The 20,065-nt window shown below is 32.2% G+C and carries 11 protein-coding genes and 1 tRNA gene; 7 read left to right on the plus strand and 5 right to left on the minus strand.

Annotated elements, in window-relative coordinates; translation table 11 throughout:
• Positions 1–815: 815 nt before the first annotated feature.
• From sdhC to priA, 7 genes are all read left to right on the plus strand, one after another.
• On the plus strand, positions 816–1,193 hold the full coding sequence (sdhC, locus tag ERCIPSPA2889_RS03215; RefSeq protein WP_157989384.1) for a succinate dehydrogenase cytochrome b556 subunit: 378 nt from the start codon (positions 816–818) through the stop codon (positions 1,191–1,193).
• Positions 1,187–1,534: a succinate dehydrogenase, hydrophobic membrane anchor protein gene (gene sdhD / locus ERCIPSPA2889_RS03220; RefSeq protein ID WP_157989385.1), complete on the plus strand. Its 348-nt coding sequence runs from the start codon at positions 1,187–1,189 to the stop codon at positions 1,532–1,534. Before sdhC ends, sdhD begins: the two co-directional genes overlap by 7 nt.
• Positions 1,534–3,300, plus strand: coding sequence for a succinate dehydrogenase flavoprotein subunit (gene sdhA, locus ERCIPSPA2889_RS03225; protein WP_157989386.1), 1,767 nt, complete (start codon positions 1,534–1,536; stop codon positions 3,298–3,300). The genes sdhD and sdhA overlap by 1 nt, the downstream gene beginning before the upstream one ends.
• Before the next feature lie 26 nt (positions 3,301–3,326).
• On the plus strand, positions 3,327–4,043 hold the full coding sequence (locus tag ERCIPSPA2889_RS03230; RefSeq protein ID WP_157989387.1) for a succinate dehydrogenase iron-sulfur subunit: 717 nt from the start codon (positions 3,327–3,329) through the stop codon (positions 4,041–4,043).
• 260 nt (positions 4,044–4,303) lie between these two features.
• Positions 4,304–7,111, plus strand: a complete 2,808-nt coding sequence (locus tag ERCIPSPA2889_RS03235) for a 2-oxoglutarate dehydrogenase E1 component (protein ID WP_157989388.1) — start codon at positions 4,304–4,306, stop codon at positions 7,109–7,111.
• A 22-nt stretch (positions 7,112–7,133) separates the two neighbouring features.
• Positions 7,134–8,351, plus strand: coding sequence for a dihydrolipoyllysine-residue succinyltransferase (gene sucB, locus ERCIPSPA2889_RS03240; RefSeq protein WP_157989389.1), 1,218 nt, complete (start codon positions 7,134–7,136; stop codon positions 8,349–8,351).
• A 306-nt stretch (positions 8,352–8,657) separates the two neighbouring features.
• Positions 8,658–10,859, plus strand: a complete 2,202-nt coding sequence (gene priA / locus ERCIPSPA2889_RS03245; protein WP_157989390.1) for a replication restart helicase PriA — start codon at positions 8,658–8,660, stop codon at positions 10,857–10,859.
• Between the two features lie 464 nt (positions 10,860–11,323).
• Here priA and ffh read toward each other — a convergent pair whose 3' ends face one another.
• The 5 genes from ffh to cmk all read right to left on the minus strand — a co-directional run bounded on the left by ffh (position 11,324) and on the right by cmk (position 19,464).
• Positions 11,324–12,685, minus strand: coding sequence for a signal recognition particle protein (gene ffh / locus ERCIPSPA2889_RS03250; protein WP_157989391.1), 1,362 nt, complete (start codon positions 12,683–12,685; stop codon positions 11,324–11,326).
• Between the two features lie 1,145 nt (positions 12,686–13,830).
• Positions 13,831–13,907: transfer RNA gene (locus ERCIPSPA2889_RS03255), tRNA-Ile, on the minus strand.
• A 593-nt stretch (positions 13,908–14,500) separates the two neighbouring features.
• On the minus strand, positions 14,501–15,853 hold the full coding sequence (tilS, locus tag ERCIPSPA2889_RS03260) for a tRNA lysidine(34) synthetase TilS (RefSeq protein WP_157989392.1): 1,353 nt from the start codon (positions 15,851–15,853) through the stop codon (positions 14,501–14,503).
• A gap of 1,096 nt (positions 15,854–16,949) precedes the next feature.
• Positions 16,950–18,623, minus strand: a complete 1,674-nt coding sequence (gene rpsA / locus ERCIPSPA2889_RS03265; protein ID WP_157989393.1) for a 30S ribosomal protein S1 — start codon at positions 18,621–18,623, stop codon at positions 16,950–16,952.
• A gap of 136 nt (positions 18,624–18,759) precedes the next feature.
• Entirely contained in the window at positions 18,760–19,464 is a 705-nt protein-coding gene (gene cmk, locus ERCIPSPA2889_RS03270; RefSeq protein WP_157989394.1) for a (d)CMP kinase, read from the minus strand.
• Positions 19,465–20,065: the final 601 nt, after the last annotated feature.

Below are 20,065 nucleotides of genomic sequence, written 5' to 3' on the forward strand. Positions count from 1 at the left end.
ATTATAATATTTTAAATAAACCCCCTGATTTTCAGGATGAACTTGTGATATTTTATTCTGTATTCTATCAAAACTAACGATCATTCAATTTTACTATACAATCAAATCAATAAAGTAATATTTATCTCTCCTTAAAGCCTAAAAATTCTATTAAAAAATATTACTTATTACTCTTATGTATATTACTATGAAATAAAATTTTAATTATATAACTTTATATTATTCTCGATGGTTCATCTAAACATTACGAAAATTATTAATGACACAGAATCAACATATCAATAGCAAACATATTGGTATAATAATCTCTATAATATATAATCTATAATCTATAATATTATTTATAAAACACTAACTATAATTACTTTAGCATGCAATCTGAAATCTCTTAAAATATATAAATGTTATTATAGATCTTTCTTTGTTATCTGAAAATTTAAAATCTATATTTATAACAACAGTGATATTATAGTAGATCGTTTATAACATAACGAATGCATGAAAGTTACTAGTAACTAGTTAATAACTATATTGATATTAATTATATTTGTATTCATCTTATGTTAGATTTATACTATTTAGCTAAATTGAACACTCTACTAATAAAGCACTATACCAAGATTAGACATTTAAGAAATTTAACGGTACCGGAGCAACCTGTTCAATGAGGAATGATATTTAACATCAACGTATTAAACTAACACTATGATAACAATTGCAAGCTCAGTTTTCTTAGTGTCATATAATTACACATGAATGTTATGGGTTCTTCATTCGGGTCCGGAAAATAAATACGACAGAGCTGATGGAATGCCGTGAAAAAAACAAGACCGGTTAATTTAGATCTTTCTACAATACATTTCCCTTTAACTGCAATCGCCTCTATCCTGCATCGTATATCCGGAGTGATCGTATTTTTATCGACCGGACTGCTTTTATGGTTACTGGGTTTATCCTTAGCGTCACCTGAAGGTTTCTTGCAGGCATCTAAAGTAATGGATAATTTTATTTTTAAATTTATTCTTTGGGGCATTCTGAGCGCGCTAGCGTACCATACTTTTAGCGGCATTCGTCATATGATGATGGATTGTGATTTGCTTGGTGTTACTTTAAGAGCAGGAAAATTATCTGCACAAATCTCACTTTTAATTAGTATGCTATTTTCTATTTTATCCGGAGTTTTTATATGGTGAGCAATGCTACTGCATTAGGACGTCATGGTTTGCATGACTGGTTGCTTTTGCGCGCTACTTCTATCATTATAACCTTCTACATAGCATACATCCTAGCTATGCTGCTAATGATAGAAAAAATAACATATAATACCTGGCAAGCTTTATTTCAATTATCATTTACTAAAGTGTTCACTTGTCTAACGCTGTTGTCCATATTAGTACATGGTTGGATTGGAATGTGGCAAGTCTTAACGGACTATATTAAGATATTAGCTATACGCATACTTCTACAGCTAGCAGTAGTTATAATATTGTTTGTATATGCTATTTATGGCACCATTATTGTCTGGAGTGCATAATGAAATTATCAATAATAGAATTTGATGCTATTGTTATCGGTGCAGGTGGCGCAGGTATGCGAGCAGCTTTACAAATCACACAAGAAAACATGTCTTGCGCCTTACTATCAAAAGTATTTCCAACGCGCTCTCATACAGTATCTGCGCAAGGAGGTATTACAGTAGCGTTAGGGAATGTGCATGCAGATAACTGGATGTGGCATATGTATGATACTGTAAAAGGATCTGATTATATTGGTGATCAGGATGCAATTGAATATATGTGTGAAACAGGCCCAAAAACTATTCTAGAATTAGAGCACATGGGGTTACCATTTTCTCGATTAGATAACGGTCGAATTTATCAGCGCCCATTTGGCGGGCAATCAATAAACTTTGGTGACAAGCAAGCATCGCGTACCGCTGCCTCAGCAGACCGTACTGGACATGCACTACTTCACACGCTTTACCAACAGAACTTAAAAAATAAAACCACTATTTTCTCAGAATGGTATGCGATCGATCTAGTAAAAAACGCCCATGGACACATAGTAGGATGTACTGCGCTAAACATTGAAAACAGTGAAGTAGTATATTTTAAAACACGCGCGACAGTATTAGCTACTGGCGGAGCAGGGCGAGTTTATCACTCAACAACTAATGCATATATTAATACTGGTGATGGTATTGGGATGGCGCTACGTGCAGGTGTCCCCGTACAAGACATGGAGATGTGGCAATTTCACCCAACAGGTATTGCTGGTGTTGGTATTTTAGTCACCGAAGCGTGCCGAGGTGAAGGAGGATATTTAATCAATAAACATGGTGAGCGCTTTATGGAGCGTCATGCGCCAAACGCAAAAGACTTAGCTAGTCGAGACGTAGTAGCACGTTCAATTATGATTGAAATTCGTGAAAATCGTGGTTTCACTGGACCTTCTGGGCCATATGTTAAACTCAAGCTAAATCACCTTGCAAAACACATATTAGAGTCGCGTCTTCCTGGTATTATGGAAATATCACGAACTTTTGCTCACATTGATCCAGCTCTCGATCCTATCCCAGTAATTCCAACTTGTCATTACATGATGGGTGGAATCCCAACGAAAATTACAGGACAGGCGTTAACCGTGAACGAACTAGGCAAAGATACTATCATTCCCGGGCTGTTTGCAGTAGGAGAAGTAGCGTGTGTATCAGTACACGGAGCTAATAGACTAGGAGGAAACTCTTTACTTGACCTAGTAGTCTTTGGCAAAGCAGTTGGTTTGCATATGAAAAATGCAATACAAGAGCAGGGTATATTATTAGAGGCTAACAACGAAGAGGTGAAGGATTCTTTAACACGACTAAATCGCTGGCGTAATAACTTAACCGGAGAGAATCCAATCGCAATACGAAAAGCCCTACAGTGCTGTATGCAGAAAAATTTTTCTGTTTTTCGAGAAGCCATAGACATGGAAAGGGGTATATCTGAATTACAGGTTCTCCGAGATCGACTGCAACATGCTCGCTTAGATGATACATCTAGTCATTTTAATACTCAGCTCATAGAATGCCTAGAGTTAGATAACTTAATGGAAACAGCTTATGTTACTGCCTTATCAGCTCACTATAGAACTGAGAGTCGAGGCGCGCATAGTCGCTTGGATTACCCTAAACGTGATGATAAAAACTGGCTTTGTCATACTCTATATTTACCACAATATCAACGTATGACACGTCGTAACGTAAATATGCAACCAAAATTACGCCAAGCCTTTTCACCTCAAGAGCGTATCTACTAATCTTAGTATTAGGAATCCACCGAAACATGAAACTTGAATTTTCTATTTATCGTTACAACCCAGATCTAGATAATCATCCATACATGAAGGATTACTTTATAGAATTAGAAGATAACCGAGATATAATGTTGTTAGATGCGTTAATGCTTATAAAAGAACTTGACCCAACATTAGCATTTAGACGTTCCTGTCGTGAAGGAGTATGTGGATCCGATGCTTTAAACATCAATGGTAAAAACGGTCTAGCATGTATTACTCCAGTGTCTTTATTAATGAATAAAAAAAAGAAAATTACTCTTCGACCATTACCATTATTACCAATTATCCGTGATTTAATAGTAGACATGAGTCAATTCTATCAACAATATGAAAAAATTAAACCATATTTATTAAATACAAAGACAAACATACCTATGAGCGAGCGCCTTCAGAAACCAGCAGACCGTAAAAAATTAGATGGTCTTTATGAATGTATACTCTGTGCATGCTGCTCTACTGCCTGTCCGTCCTTTTGGTGGAATCCAGATAAATTTATCGGCCCTGCAGGTTTACTCGCTGCCTATAGATTTCTTGCTGATAGTCGTGATACTGAGACAGATCAACGCCTTGACAATCTTAGTGATGCTTTTAGCGTATTTCGCTGTCATAGCATTATGAATTGCGTCAGTGTGTGCCCAAAAGGGCTAAATCCAACTAGTGCTATTGGATCCATTAAGACTATGCTTCTGCATAAAGGAGCTTAATATACATACACTTACATTCTTATTATTTTTAAATGATCATAGACCATATAAATACTGCTTACCAGTGCATGCCTAATTCTGTATAATTAAAAAAAACCCTTTTAGTAAACAGCATCAATCATTTATATATTTTTATCATCAAGAAGTTATAAATATAAAAACTAACAAACGAAACAAAATTAATTAAGATAACAGACAATCAACTAAATAGCATAAAAAAGAACTGTTTACATTAATCAAATTATTCTGAAGGAATAAAGATGCAGAATATCAGCATGAAACTCTGGCTAGACTCCTCTTGGATGGGTGGAACCAACCAATCTTATGTAGAGTCTCTCTATTCAGATTTTTTAAATAATTCAAATTCTGTTGAGATGGACTGGAGGACTCTTTTTTCGAATGTTTCTGATTTTAGAGAGCCGCTTGAGTCATGTGCAAAAACTAGTAAAAACAATCTTCACTTCTTAGAAAAAACCTCTGAATATCTTTCTTCTGCTAAAGAAAGTCCTAAAAAAAATGTTGAACCAATTTGTCTTTTGAATCTCATTAATGCCTTTCGTTGTTTCGGTTATCAACAAGCAAATCTTGATCCGCTACAACTACAAAAACATAAAAAAATTGAAGAATTAGATCTCGCCTATCATGGCTTCAAAGATTCTGACTTTCACAATAGTTTTAATATTAGCTCATTGAGTCTTAATGAAAAGACAATGAAACTAATTGATATATATGCCCTACTAAAAAAAATATACTGTGGCTCTATTGGGGCGGAGTTCATGCATATCACTAATAAAAATGAAAAACAGTGGATACAAAAAAGACTAGAATTAGTAAACAGAAACACTGTGTTCTCTATTAAAGAAAAAATAAATTTTTTAAAAACACTCACTGCCGCAGAAGGTCTAGAACGTTATATTGGCTCTAAATTTCCAGGCGCTAAGCGTTTTTCTCTAGAAGGAGGGGATGCGCTACTATTAGTAATTAATGAAATTATATATTATTCTCGCAAAAGAGATACACATCAAGTAATTTTAGGTATGGCTCATCGTGGTCGGCTTAATGTGCTTGTTAATGTGTTAGGTAAAAGCCCACAAGATCTCTTTAATGAATTTTCTGGAAAAGTCTCAGGCAGCACAGGAAGCGGAGATGTAAAATATCATATGGGTTTTACTTCCAGTATTCAAACTACAGACGGCATCATTCATGCAGTGCTACAATGTAATCCTTCACATTTAGAAATTATTAATCCAGTAGTAATGGGTTCAGCACGGGCACGAATAGATACTATATATCACAAAGATAGCAATCAAGTATTACCAATTACTATTCACGGTGATGCAGCAATTATTGGACAAGGAGTAGTACAGGAAACTTTAAATATGTCTAAAGTCCGCGGTTATCAAGTAGGCGGAACAGTACGAATAGTGATTAATAATCAAGTTGGTTTTACGACATCCAATCTACAAGATGCCCGCTCAAGTCAGTATTGTACCGATATTGGGAAAATGGTCATGGCACCTATTTTTCATGTTATGGCGGACGATCCAGAATCGGTAGCCTTTGTCACGCGCCTATCATTAGACTTTCGTCGTACTTTTCAACGTGATGTCTTTATCGATCTCGTTTGTTACCGCCGTCATGGACACAATGAAGCCGACGAACCTAGTGTGACACAGCCCTTAATGTATCAAAGAATTAAAAAACACCCAACTGTACGAGAAATATACGCCCGTCACCTAGAATTTACACAGGTTATTGATAAAAATGACGCAATAAAAATGGTAAATGCATACCGCAGTAAATTAGATATCGGCGAATGTATAACTCCTACTTGTCATCCTAAGAACCCTAATATCTTTACTGGAGCATCATCGACACACTCTAATGTAAATCTTACATATCAGAAACATCTTAACCTGAACCACTTACAAAAATTAGCCACAAATATTAGCATAGTACCATCTACGGTAACCATGCAAGCACGTGTTAAGAAAATCTATACAGATCGCTTTCAAATGGCAATCGGAAACAAACCATTTGACTGGGGTGCAGCAGAAAACCTTGCATATGCTACAATTTTAGAACAAGGAATTTCATGTCGTCTCTCTGGTGAAGATGTAGGGCGCGGTACTTTTTTTCACCGTCACGCTATTATTCATGATCAATCCAATGGATCAATATACATCCCTTTAAAACACATAAATAAAAATCAAGGATCCTTTAATGTATGGGATTCTGTACTATCAGAAGAAGCCGTGCTAGCATTTGAATATGGCTATGCAATGGCATCACCAAAAACTTTAACTATATGGGAAGCACAATTCGGTGATTTTGCTAATGCTGCTCAAATAGTAATTGACCAATTTATTAGTAGTGGTGAACAAAAATGGGGATACCAATGTGGATTGGTACTATTTTTACCTCATGGCTATGAGGGGCAAGGTCCAGAACACTCATCTGCCCGTCTAGAGCGATACCTGCAACTTTCTGCCGAAAACAACATGCAAGTATGCGTTCTTTCAACACCTTCACAATTATACCACATACTGCGACAACAGGCACAAAATGAGCTTAAGTGTCCTCTGGTAATTATGTCACCTAAATCATTGCTACGCCATCCACAAGCGGTCTCATCTTTAAATGATTTAGTTACTGGCACCTTTCAACCAGTCATCGATGAAATGGATAAAATTTCTTATCAATCAGTACAGCGTGTAATATTTTGCACCGGTAAAGTTTACTATGACTTGCTAAATAAGCGTCGACAAAATAATCAAAATTATATTGCTATTGTTCGTATCGAAAAATTATATCCTTTTCCTTATAAAGAACTAGAAAAGGTTTTTCAACAGTATAGTACAGTACATGATTTTGTCTGGTGCCAAGAAGAACCACAAAACCAAGGTGCTTGGTATATTATCCAGCATCCACTTCGAGAGATTTTAACACCAAAGTCATCATTATGCTATTCTGGTCGTCCAGCTTCGGCATCACCAGCAGTTGGTTGTACATTGATGCACCATCAGCAGCAGCAAGAGTTAGTAAATGACGCGCTAACTATTAAGTAATACATTCAAAAAAGGATAAATAATGAATAACATTCATATTATAGTTCCTGAACTACCAGAATCTGTGGTTGACGGAACGATCATTGCATGGCATAAAAAAATTGGTGATATGCTTAGACGAGATGAAATAATAGTGGATATTGAGACTGATAAAGTAGTCTTAGAAATTCCAGCATCTACTGATGGAATTTTAGAAACAATTTTAGTAAAAGAGGGTGAAACAGTAACGTCTGGTCAAATTTTAGGTTCTTTAGGATGTTCTGATAATAACACCATACCAGCTATCTCTTCTACCCAAACAAAAAAAAACATATCACTTGAAAAGGAAACAGTACTTCAAAAAGTTGTAAATTTACAAACCATTGGTCCAGCCATGCGTCGTTTTATGTCTGAAAATAACCTAGAAGCGAGAACAATAAAAGAAAAGGATCACGATGACAATCTTACACAAAAAAATATAACACAAGATCTTTTTCAAACTACAAAAACACAAGATCAATCAACAATAAATCAAGAATCACCTGTATCTTCCTTAGCACCGCGTAATGAAACACGCATACCTATGAGTCGTCTACGAGTAAAAATAGCAGAACGATTATTGAGGGTAAAAAACACTACTGCAATGTTAACTACATTTAACGAAGTTAACATGCAATCTGTTATATCTATTCGAAATAAACATGGTGCGCTCTTCGAAAAACGCCATGGTGTTCGTTTAGGTTTCATGTCCTTTTATGTTAAAGCAGTAGTAGAAGCATTAAAACGCTACCCAGAAGTCAATGCATGTATTGATGGATTAGATATTGTGTATCATAACTATTTTGATATTAGTATTGCGATCTCTACACCCCGGGGTTTAATCACTCCTGTATTAAAAAATGCCAATACACTTAGTATGTCTGATATCGAAAAAAAAATTAAAGAACTTTCAATAAAAGGTCGCACTAATAAGCTCACCATAGAAGACTTAACTGGTGGTACTTTTACTATCACTAACGGTGGAGTATTTGGTTCTCTAATGTCTACACCGCTCATCAATCCACCACAAAGCGCTATATTAGGCGTACATGTTATTAAAGATCGCCCTTCAGCGCTTAATGGCACAGTGGCTCTATTGCCTATGATGTACCTTGCGCTTTCCTATGATCACCGACTAATTGATGGGCGCGAATCAGTGGGGTGTCTCGCAACAATTAAAGACCTCTTAGAAGATCCATGTCTTTTACTCGTTAATGTTTAAAAACAATATTTATTCACCTTTCTGGAAAATAAATATATATTATATAATATAAGATACTTAATCATATAAATGATATCACTTAAATAATTTTTAGTTAATGCTACCCACATGACACTAATCATGCAACACCCAAATATCTCTGAGTATATATCTAAAAATATCAAAACTAACTATCCATTGGTGTTTATTATTTATTCGCGGTCATCCAATGAAAAAAATTATTACTTAATATAAATTAAACTTAAATTTATATTAAGTAATAAAAATTTTAATTCATTTAGTGGCCGTTAAATATTCGGATTAAACATGTCTATTGCACACGTAGCATTACCACTTACTCAAGTGAATTACTTAATATATCGTATCCCTCCACATATAAATAACATAGTTATTGGTGGACGCGTACGTGTACCTTTTTGTAACTATATGATGATTGGCATTGTAATAAAAATTTTTCACAAATATGATGATCTATGCGGCCAGTTACCCACTATAGAAACAGGGTTAGATGTATGTTCGTTATACGATCCCGCTTTATGGCGCACATTACATTGGGCTGCAAATTACTATCATTTTTCATTAGGTAAAATCTTACTAAATGCCATCCCCATATTATTGCGTCGAGGACATAAAGTAGAAGATACTCTAACTAATCAAAATAACGTTAATGATTTAGAATCATATTCAAAACAATCAAGCAATTTATTATTTTATAATAAAAAAAAAACAATCACTACCTTTTTTCACATAAAAGACTTTCAAAAAGAAACGAATCTTAAAAATGTTATAAAAACTAAATTAAAATATCCAGACACCAAACAGTTACGCAACTTCGCGCCATATGTAAAAGAACAAAAGAACTCTCTCTATAACTATTCTACAATCAGATTAATAGAACCATTAAATTCGGAACAAGCTACCGCTGTGTCTGCCATTCGAAACACAGATCATCAATTTGCTACCTGGATTCTTACTGGTATGGCTGGATCTGGAAAAACTGCGGTATATCTAAATTTTATAGGAGAAATTCTTAAAAAAGGTCAACAAGCTCTAATATTAGTACCAGAAATCCACTTAATATCTCAAACCATATCTCTTGTCCAAAAAAAGCTACATGCTCCTACTGCAACTCTGCATTCTCAATTACATCATAAAATACATCTTAATACATGGAGACAAGCCCGTGATGGTAAAATAGCTATTATGGTTGGAACCCGTTCTGTATTATTTTCACCATTAAGGAAACTTGGTGTAATCATTCTAAATAGTGAACATGACAGTTCTTACACACAAACCAACGGTTTTCGATATAATGCACGAGACCTGGCAATATTACGTGCAAAACAAGAAAAAATACCCATTATTATGATTTCTTCAACCCCCTCATTAGAAACATTGCATAATGTTCAATTAAGTAAATATCGTCAAATCAATCTTAGTCAATCTCATCAGAAAATGACAACAGTTACCCCTATATTAATAGATCTAACAAATACAAAACTTAATAATGGCCTATCTATAACTTTACTTCAAAAAATAAACCAACATCTAACCCTCAACAATCAAGTATTATTATTTCTTAATCGTCGAGGATTTTCTTCTTCTATATTGTGTCAAGAATGTGGCTGGAAAAGTAAATGTTTGCGATGTAACCGAAACTACACCTTTCATAAAATAGAAAAAAAACTATTCTGTCATCATTGTGACGGTCAACGAGATATACCCAAACAGTGCTTACAATGTGGATCTACACATATTGTGTCAATTGGGATGGGAACAGAAAGACTGGAACAAAACCTAAAGACTCTCTTTCCATTAACCCCATTAACACGTATCGACCGTGATACCACTCGAGTATATAGCGCATTAGAAGTAAAATTAGCTAAAATAAAACATGGCGGTGCACATATTTTAGTGGGTACGCAAATGCTATCTAAAATTCATAATTTTCCATACGTTACGTTATTTTCACTAATTAATGTAGATCAAGTGCTGTTTTCTACAAACTTTCGAGCAGCAGAGCGTTTTGCTCAATTATATACACAAGTTTCTGAACGTGCGCTATCTAATAATAAGCAAGTAGAAATAATATTACAAACTCATCATCCTAAACATCCATTATTACAAACTTTATTGTATAACGGATATTATGAATTTGCTAAAAAAGAACTCCAAGAACGTAAAAACGCATTTCTACCGCCGTGTTTTAGTTGCTCTCTATTCTGCGCAGCAGACTATAACAAACAAAAAGCTCGTCATTTTCTAAAACAAATTTTAAATTTACTTCAATCAAATCCACTATATGATCCACTAATGTGTCATATATTAGGTCCGATACCTTCATTCCAGGCTAAACATAGAGGTCGATATCGATGGAGTATACTTATACGACATCCTTCTCACTCTGCGCTTCATCGTCTAGTAAAAAATATCCTCCCGCGAATTGAGGATTTACCTCAAGCACATAATATCATATGGACATTTGACATGAACCCCAGTGAAAATTAAAGAAGATAATATTATTGAAGATTAATGGTATATTCTCAAAATTAAACATAAGCTTAAGCTTATAATACGCACATCTAAGAAAAATAATTTTTTAAAATACATTATATTATAAAATATAATGCATAACATTAAAAAAAACTAGAAGATACAGTTTTATCATGAATAATTTATTATTCACTTATTTACTATAATCTAAATACTAATTTTAGTAATATTTATTAGCTTGTCTGTAAAAAATTATATATAATATATTATTATATATAATCATTATTACTAATTAGTATGAACTAAAAATTATATTAATACATCAATATAATTATCTTAATATATGTAAAGATCATTATAATTGCGTGATATCAAATGATATTCAGTGCATCTCTTAAAAATATCATCATATAATCTCAGCATCATAAACTATTAAAAATTAATTAGATTCTATCAAAAATAGATCATGAACTATTCTGTTACCTAGTAAAGGCCCCAGGTGATATGAGGTCTTTCATATTACGCATCATGTTTTTCATACCACCTTTTTGTATTTTTTTCATCATAGCCTGCATCTCATTAAATTGTTTTAAAAACTGATTGACATCCTTCACCAAAGTGCCTGAACCTAAAGCAATTCTTCTTTTACGTGAACCTTTAATGATTTCAGGATGTATGCGCTCTAACTCTGTCATAGATTCTATGATTACTTCCATACGTTTTAATGAAATATCATTCATTTGAGATTTAACATTTTCTGGTAATCCTCCAATACCTGGCAATTTTTCAATCAAGCCGTTAACGCCTCCTATATTACGTAACTGCTGTAAATGATCTAAAAAATCATTTAAATTGAAATTATTACCTTTTTTCAAAGAAGAGGCTATTTTTTTAGCTTTTTCGCGATCTACCTTATTTTCAATAGCTTCAATCAACGATAATATATCACCCATGCCTAATATACGTGAAGCAATACGATCGGGATGAAAAGGCTCTAAAGCCTCATTTTTTTCTCCTATCCCTATAAACTTAATAGGTTGACCTGTAATATAGGACATAGATAGCGCCGCTCCTCCACGGGTATCACTATCTACTTTTGTCAACACTATACCTGTTAATGGAAGTACGGTATTAAATGATTTTGCAATATTAACTGCATCTTGACCAGTCATTGCATCAGAAACCAATAGAGTTTCTATAGGTTGTATGGCAAGATGGATTTGTTTAATTTCTTGCATCATAACATCATCAGTATGCAAACGACCCGCCGTGTCTACCAAAAGTACATCATAGAATTTTATCTTAGCTTGCTGTAAAGCATCTTTAGCTATATTAATTACTTTCTTATTAGGTTCTGATGAATAAAAATCAATACCCGCTTGCTCAGCTAAAATTTTTAACTGCTGGATTGCTGCTGGCCGATAAATATCCACAGAAGTTGCTAATATCTTTTTACTATACTTCTCACGTAAAAATTTACCAAGTTTTCCGACACTAGTTGTCTTACCAGCTCCTTGCTGACCTACCATTAATATAACTACTGGTGGCACTACTTGTAAATTAAGAGTACAATTTTTTTCTCCCATGATTAAGACTAACTCATTTTTCACAATCTTCAAAAACTCTTGCTCTGGAGTTAAATTATTATTCACTGCATGATTTAATGCATTCGATTTAATTCGTGCCAAGAGTTCATTCACTACTATTAAAGATACATCTGCTTCTAATAATGATATACGTATTTTTTGTAAAATATCTTTAATATTATCTACAGTTAGCCTACCACGACCGGTGATATTACGAAAAACATTAGAAATACTAGCACTTAAGTTATCAAACATAATCTTTTCTCGTAAAGGAAGTTCAGTAAAGATCTTTTACTAATTACTAATAAGTATCACATACCATATAATAACATCTGAATATAAAAATATTAATTTTAGACTAATCTATCTAGCATTGGAACGAAATTATAAAAAATTCATTTTAGTATCTCGCCATTTTACCACTTTCTGTTATCAACTTATTGAACTACATCTAGCTTATTCAGTAAAATCAACAATATTCAATATCATCTTTTAATCTCTTCAAGAATCTAATATACTCATACATATTTAATACTATTAGAATCCTAGATGTAGGATATAAAAATATTTTTAATATAATTATATTGATTATCATCTAAAAAATTTTTTAATTAAAAGATTTTTTAAAATTCTATATCTTGGGGTCAATCCAAAATAATGAAACGATTAAATCACAATTTAATATTTTAATTTTTTAAAAAACTATAAGTTGTTTATTGAATATTATTAATAATTCTATAAAATATTATAGAATAAACTCTATATTCAAACCACCTGATATATGATATCGTCTCTTTTACTTCTTCAACTAATACAAGTATAATCTTGATTATATCTATGATAGATAGATATCCAATTGCTTAATAATATATATCCTAATTATATCTTTATATAATTAGGATATATATTATTAAGCTAAACAAAAATAAGCTCAAAATATCTATTAGGATTATAATCTATAACAAACTCTAGGAAAATTCAGCACACATAATTATTAATGTTTTTACCGCAAAAGATCACTAAACTCAATTATCACTAGGAAATAAATATAAAATTTCGGTTGACTAAAAGAGTACCACATCAAAAAAGATGACATTTATAATATATTATCAATAAAGTTTAAAATATCATCTAAATAATACTAACACTGGAAGGTAAGAAAAAAACAATCACTTAGTGTGCGTATTTCTTTAAAAAAACAAAATCTACCTCTAACGCATATCATTATGCGTATAATTTAACAAGGATGCTAATAGAGTATTAACCTATACAAGAAAACTTAATAATACTAAATTTATAGATAGCTTAATACTGTATCTATTACATATAAGGATAAATAAATAAATGACTAAATAAATTACTATACAAATAAAATATTTACAATTAACAGTATTTTAAAATGGTGGCCCCTGCTGGACTTGAACCAGCGACCAAGCGATTATGAGTCGCCTGCTCTGACCGCCTGAGCTAAGGGGCCCAAATATAAAACTTGTAATCTAATAACAAGCTATATATTGTCTCTTTTAATTATTATTTTACTAATTTCATCTAATTAAAGCTAAATAATATTTTAAAATAATTATAAAATTTATTAAGGAAACCCTATATACTTTATAATATAACATTTTAATATAATATTTATTATATGAGAATATAAAAATAATGTTCATGATTAATTTTAATATACCATATATCTAAAATAAACTACAAGACATCTTATTTTTTTATAGTCAACTATCCTTAAAATATTTTATCATATATAATACTTTATAATTAGATAAAAAATATTATTTTAAATAATTATCAATGAATACAGTATTTACTTTAAAAAAATTAAAAATACTGCGCATCAATCTCTTTACTTTAACGAACGCTAATCTATCTATTGTTTATAAAAACTAGTATAAAATTAGACACTTTAAAATATTTATACAAGAGCTACACATAAATTATAATAACTGATCACACCATTAAAAATAGTTATTGATACGCTAAAGAATAGTGCTCATTTTATTAAAAATAAAAAATCATTTTTGCCTTTAAAACTCCATTATATATAAATAATTTTAATTATTGTTTATAAGTTTTACAACTATTACCGCTTAAAGGCATAACTTTATTATGATCCCAAAAAATATTCCACGTTTTGCTATCTGGTAATGGAACCCCATCAACAGTAACAAATACATTCAGAGCTGTCACTAAGCAATCATTATAAAAAATTAATGGAATACGTTGACGTCTCCAGGGTGGAATGCCATATTCTTGCCATAATTTTTTTAATGAACGCTGACCAGAGCGACCATGAACATAAAACTTACCTTTAGCCTGAAAGCGTATACTTACTTTTGTATTAAATGGAGGGCAACGCAAAGTTACACCCTTTGAAGACTGTCGTATTTCACCTAATCCATCAGGTAATAATAACGTCAGCCAAGGAAAAAACCACAGTAATTGACAGTTTCCTAATGGTTTTGTAATAGGCAACCAATAAAGACGATCACGAAAACGTCGCACTTCATACTTCCAAATCTGTAATTTGGGATTAGCATCTACACGACTACATGCAACCTCTGTCCATATTTTTTTTAGTACATGAGAGGATGGTAGGGATCCATTTTGATGCAAAATCCAACGCCGAAAAATTGCAGAGCGCCGAGCGATACTCATAACTTTTAGTGGTAAAAAATATAAAGCGTTAGATCTATCCATTAATTTATAGAGTAATTCTTCGAGCATTTCATCCAACACACTATCCTGCTCCGCACAAAGACGTGCGCTACGAGAAATCGTGCGTGAAAAAAAAGGCCAACGTTTATTCAATAACGGCATGATTTTTAATCGTAAAAAATTACGATCATAGCGTAGATCTTTATTGCTATCATCTGTAATCCAAGATAAATGGTAATGGTTGGCCCATGCTTCTAATTCAGATCGAGTACACATTAATAATGGTCGTATATGACGATAATCCCCGTGAATCTTCACTTGTGCCATAGCCGACAGGCCAGATGGCCCACTTCCACGCTTTAAGGCTAATAAAACTGTTTCACTTTGATCATCCTGATGCTGTGCAGTTAACAAAGCTTCTTCTTTTGTCATTATTTTGTATAATGCTTGATAACGAGCTTTCCGAGCTGCAGCTTCTAAACCTACTCGTTTCTGACAATGAACGTGCACTCTCTCAAAAAAATAAGAAACCTTCCATAATTCACACTGTTTCGAACAATGTGCGGCCCATAAATCAGCAGAGTCATTCAATCCATGATGGATATGAACAGCCCGAAATTTAAAATCAAAACGTTGCGCTCTGAGCATAACTAGTTGATGCAAAAGAACACTTGAATCTAAACCTCCACTATAGGCTAGAACTACAGCATTCTCATCTCTCAGTAAATATTTAAGGTAATTAATATCAAACATTATAGACTTTCCTGGTATAAAAATCTGAATTAAAAAATACTAACTCTATGTTTGATATGTGATAAAATCACTGATTAGCGCTTAATGCTATTAATAAATGCAATAAATATATTTTAAGTATATTTTTATATATAAAGAGTATTAAATTTTAAGTCTAGCAATATGTTATTATTACCCACAAAATTATCGATATTTAGTATATTATTAGATTTTAAAAAAAACATTATCGGCATCATATAAATAATGCATATCAAAAAGAAAGAATCTAACCTCAATAAATATAAAAATAACTATCAATTTATTACAATAAAATTATTATCTTAGTAATCAAAATAAAAAACAAATATAATTCAAAAAAAATATTAAAAATAAATAATAATATTTATTATAAGATAATAAAGAATCTAATATTTCTATAAAAAACTCTATATATAAAGTAGAAAAACTAAAGTATAAAATTTTCTTTAAAAAAATACAGAATATACATTTTTTCTAGATCTTATGAAAATTACTTAGTGGTAAATGAGAATTTATTTAAAAAATATCAAATATCTTAACAAAATAAATCTCATGTTATTATATTATAACATGAGATCTATATTATTTACAATAAATATTGCATATATTATAATAAAAATTTTTACTTAAATTAAAAAAAAATCTATGAAGACTTTATAAATATTTTTACTTAATACTTCAAGGGTTATAAAATATTTAATTTAAATAATAATACTAGTTGATATTTTTCTAAATATTAATATCGTTTCCATGCTATATAAAAATAAAAAAAAATATAAAAATCAATACCAGAACTAAACTTTTCCTACCCTAAAATAAAAGAATATTTATCTTTGAGCTAATCTTTAATTTATATCTATAATACAGAATTAGGAAAATATAATAAAACTTTTTTATCTATAACATGTTTTAACGTTTTACTAAATTTTTACAATCTTTAAAAATATACAAATGGTTAATTATTGAGCTCCCTAAATTAACTTTTTATAGTAAAAAATCCTATAAGCGTGCTCTTATTAATATATCGAAAAAGATAATTAACTAATAGCAATAGTTAATATCCTGATTCTTATTATAATTACTCACTTTTTGCAGCTTTAAAAGCTTCCGCCATAGCACTAGTAAAAGATTCATCTTCTGTCTTATATGGCATAGGCGCTACAACTTCTCTTGTGTGAGTTTGATCTTTAGAACGATAAGACAATAACAAGAGTCGATTTTTGCGATCAACACTAGTAAATTTAGCAGAAATACAATCCCCAACTTTGAGAATAGAAGAAGCATCCTCTGTATTATTCTCTCCTTCTTCGGTAAAGGCTAAATAACCATCTACTCCATCATTTAATTTTACCATTAAACCTTTAGAATCGATTGACGCCACATTACCATAAACAGTGGCACCTTTTTTATTAGCAGACAAATAAACACTGAATGGATCTTCCGTTAGCTGCTTAACACCTAGAGAGATTCTCTCTCTATCTGCGTCAACTTGTAAAACAACTGTAGAAATCTCATCACCTTTCTTATAATTACGTACTATATCTTCTTCTGAGGTACTCCAAGATATGTCAGAAAGATGAACAAGACCATCAATACCACCTTCTAAGCCAATAAAAATACCAAAGTCTGTAATAGATTTTATTTTACCTTCCACTCTATCATTTTTATTATAGGTTTCTGCAAACTTCTGCCAGGGATTGGCTTTACATTGCTTCAAGCCTAGCGAAATACGACGACGATCTTCATCAATATCTAATACCATAACCTCTACCACATCATATACATTAACAATTTTAGATGGGTGAACGTTTTTATTTGTCCAGTCCATTTCTGAAACATGAACCAAACCTTCTACACCTTCCTCAAGCTCAACAAAACATCCGTAATCTGCCAAATTCGTGACTCGACCGTTTAATCTTGTACCCTCTGGATACCGTTTGGCAATAGAAACCCACGGGTCTTCACCTAACTGTTTTAACCCTAAAGATACACGAGTTCGTTCACGATCAAATTTCAGAATTTTAACAGTAATTTCATCCCCAACTGTGACAATTTCCCCTGGATGCTTAACACGCTTCCAGGCCATATCGGTAATATGTAATAAACCATCTACACCGCCTAAATCTACAAATGCACCATAATCTGTTAGATTTTTTACAATACCTGATACTGACAAACCTTCTTGCAAATTAGCTAATAAACTATCACGTTCTGCGCTATGTTCGGATTCTATAACTGCGCGACGAGAAACAACAACATTGTTTCTTTTTTGATCCAGTTTTATTACCTTAAACTCTAACTCCTTACCTTCTAAATGCCCTGTATCACGCACTGGACGTACATCTACTAACGACCCCGGCAAAAATGCCCGAATACCAGTTAGTTCAACTGTAAACCCTCCTTTAACTTTTCCATTAATAACACCTATAACATTTTTCGAACTTATATAAGCTGCCTCTAATACAACCCAAGCTTCATAACGTTTTGCTTTTTCACGAGACAAAACTGTCTCTCCAAAGCCATCTTCCACTGCGTCTAGAGCAACGTCTACTTGATCGCCTACACTAATTTCTAGTTTACCCGCAGCGTTCTTAAATTGTTCTACAGAAATCGTAGACTCCGATTTTAAACCCGCATCTACCAAAACAACGTCTTTGTCAATTGAGATCACAACACCACGTATGATAGACCCTGGGCGAGTTTCGGTTGTTTTTAGAGATTCTTCAAATAATTGAGCAAAAGATTCAGTCATATTGGTAATCTTCAAAATTCTTGAATTTAATGTCCACCTATCTTCCTAATGAAGTGGATTGGTTCATATTATCTATGGCATCCATAACACAGAGTTAAATGTATGTTCTTGTTGAGCTATTAAGCATTTACCCCGCTCACTGAATATAGTGTTTACTAATGCTTACGTTAATTTTTGTTCGCACATAATCTAATGCTATTTCAGTTACTTGCTGTTTTGAGATATGAGTTGAGTTAATTATCAAAGCATCATCTCTTAACATAAGCGGCGCAACAGAGCGATTACGATCACGCTCATCTCTTTCTTTCATTTGAGATAAAAGTTCATTAAAATTAACATTAACCCCATTTTTATGCAACTGTAGCATACGTCGATAAGTTCGTGTCTCTAAATTAGCATCTAGAAAAATTTTTAAAGATGTATCTGGAAATACTACTGTCCCCATATCACGACCGTCCGCAATCAATCCAGGTAACTTACGAAAACCACGCTGAAAATTCAGTAACATTTCACGCACATAAGGAAACGCAGCAATCCGTGATGCCAAGTCACTAACTACTTGACTACGAATTTTCATAGAAATATCTACCCTTTTTAGCATTACTCTAAGATCACCATTTTGAAATAAAAACCGCACATCCAGATTATGAGCCAGGGCCATAATACCTTTTTCAGAGCTTATATCTACCTGGTGGTATAATACTAATAAGGCTAATACTCTGTAAATAGCACCAGAGTCTAAAATATGCCATTTCAACTTCTGAGACATAACTTGACATAAGGTGCCTTTTCCTGAGCCGCTTGGTCCATCTATCGTAACGACGGGAGCGCAAATCATCATTATAACTCTCTATATGTAGCTCTCTATCTAAACAAAAGCTTTACCACTATCTTTGAATAAACATCAATGCTATTCTAATAAGTCCTAATCTATGGGATAATGTATATTTTAACTTTTAACTTTTACCTATACTCTGAATCTCATGAATACTAATAGGCGTTAAAAACTTTGAAAACAATAAAACTAAATTATATAGATAATATTTTACATATATTATTTATATGATAGAATTATTTTTATTTATATTATGTATCCTATTATAAATATATAATAATATTATAAAACTTTTAACACAAAAATTATAGATAAAAATTATACCAATATACTTTGATAATGATTTTAAATGTATATAAAATTTTTTTAATAATCATCTTTAATATACATACCAATATAGGCAAGTTAGTCTTAATCCATCGCTGTATTTGAATTAATAAAATTAATTTAGATTAAAATAATCAGTCTATTATTTAAGTTTAAAATATTATTTTAAATTTACATGATATGTATAATTAGTAATCAAATAAAAAATTATAACCTCTCTCATAATTCTATTCGGCTAATTATCTAGAAGATTTATAGTTTATCATCTATAGATATTATC

The sequence above is a fragment of the Candidatus Erwinia haradaeae genome (assembly GCF_900698985.1).
GTDB classification, from domain to species: Bacteria; Pseudomonadota; Gammaproteobacteria; order Enterobacterales; family Enterobacteriaceae; genus Erwinia_E; species Erwinia_E haradaeae_B.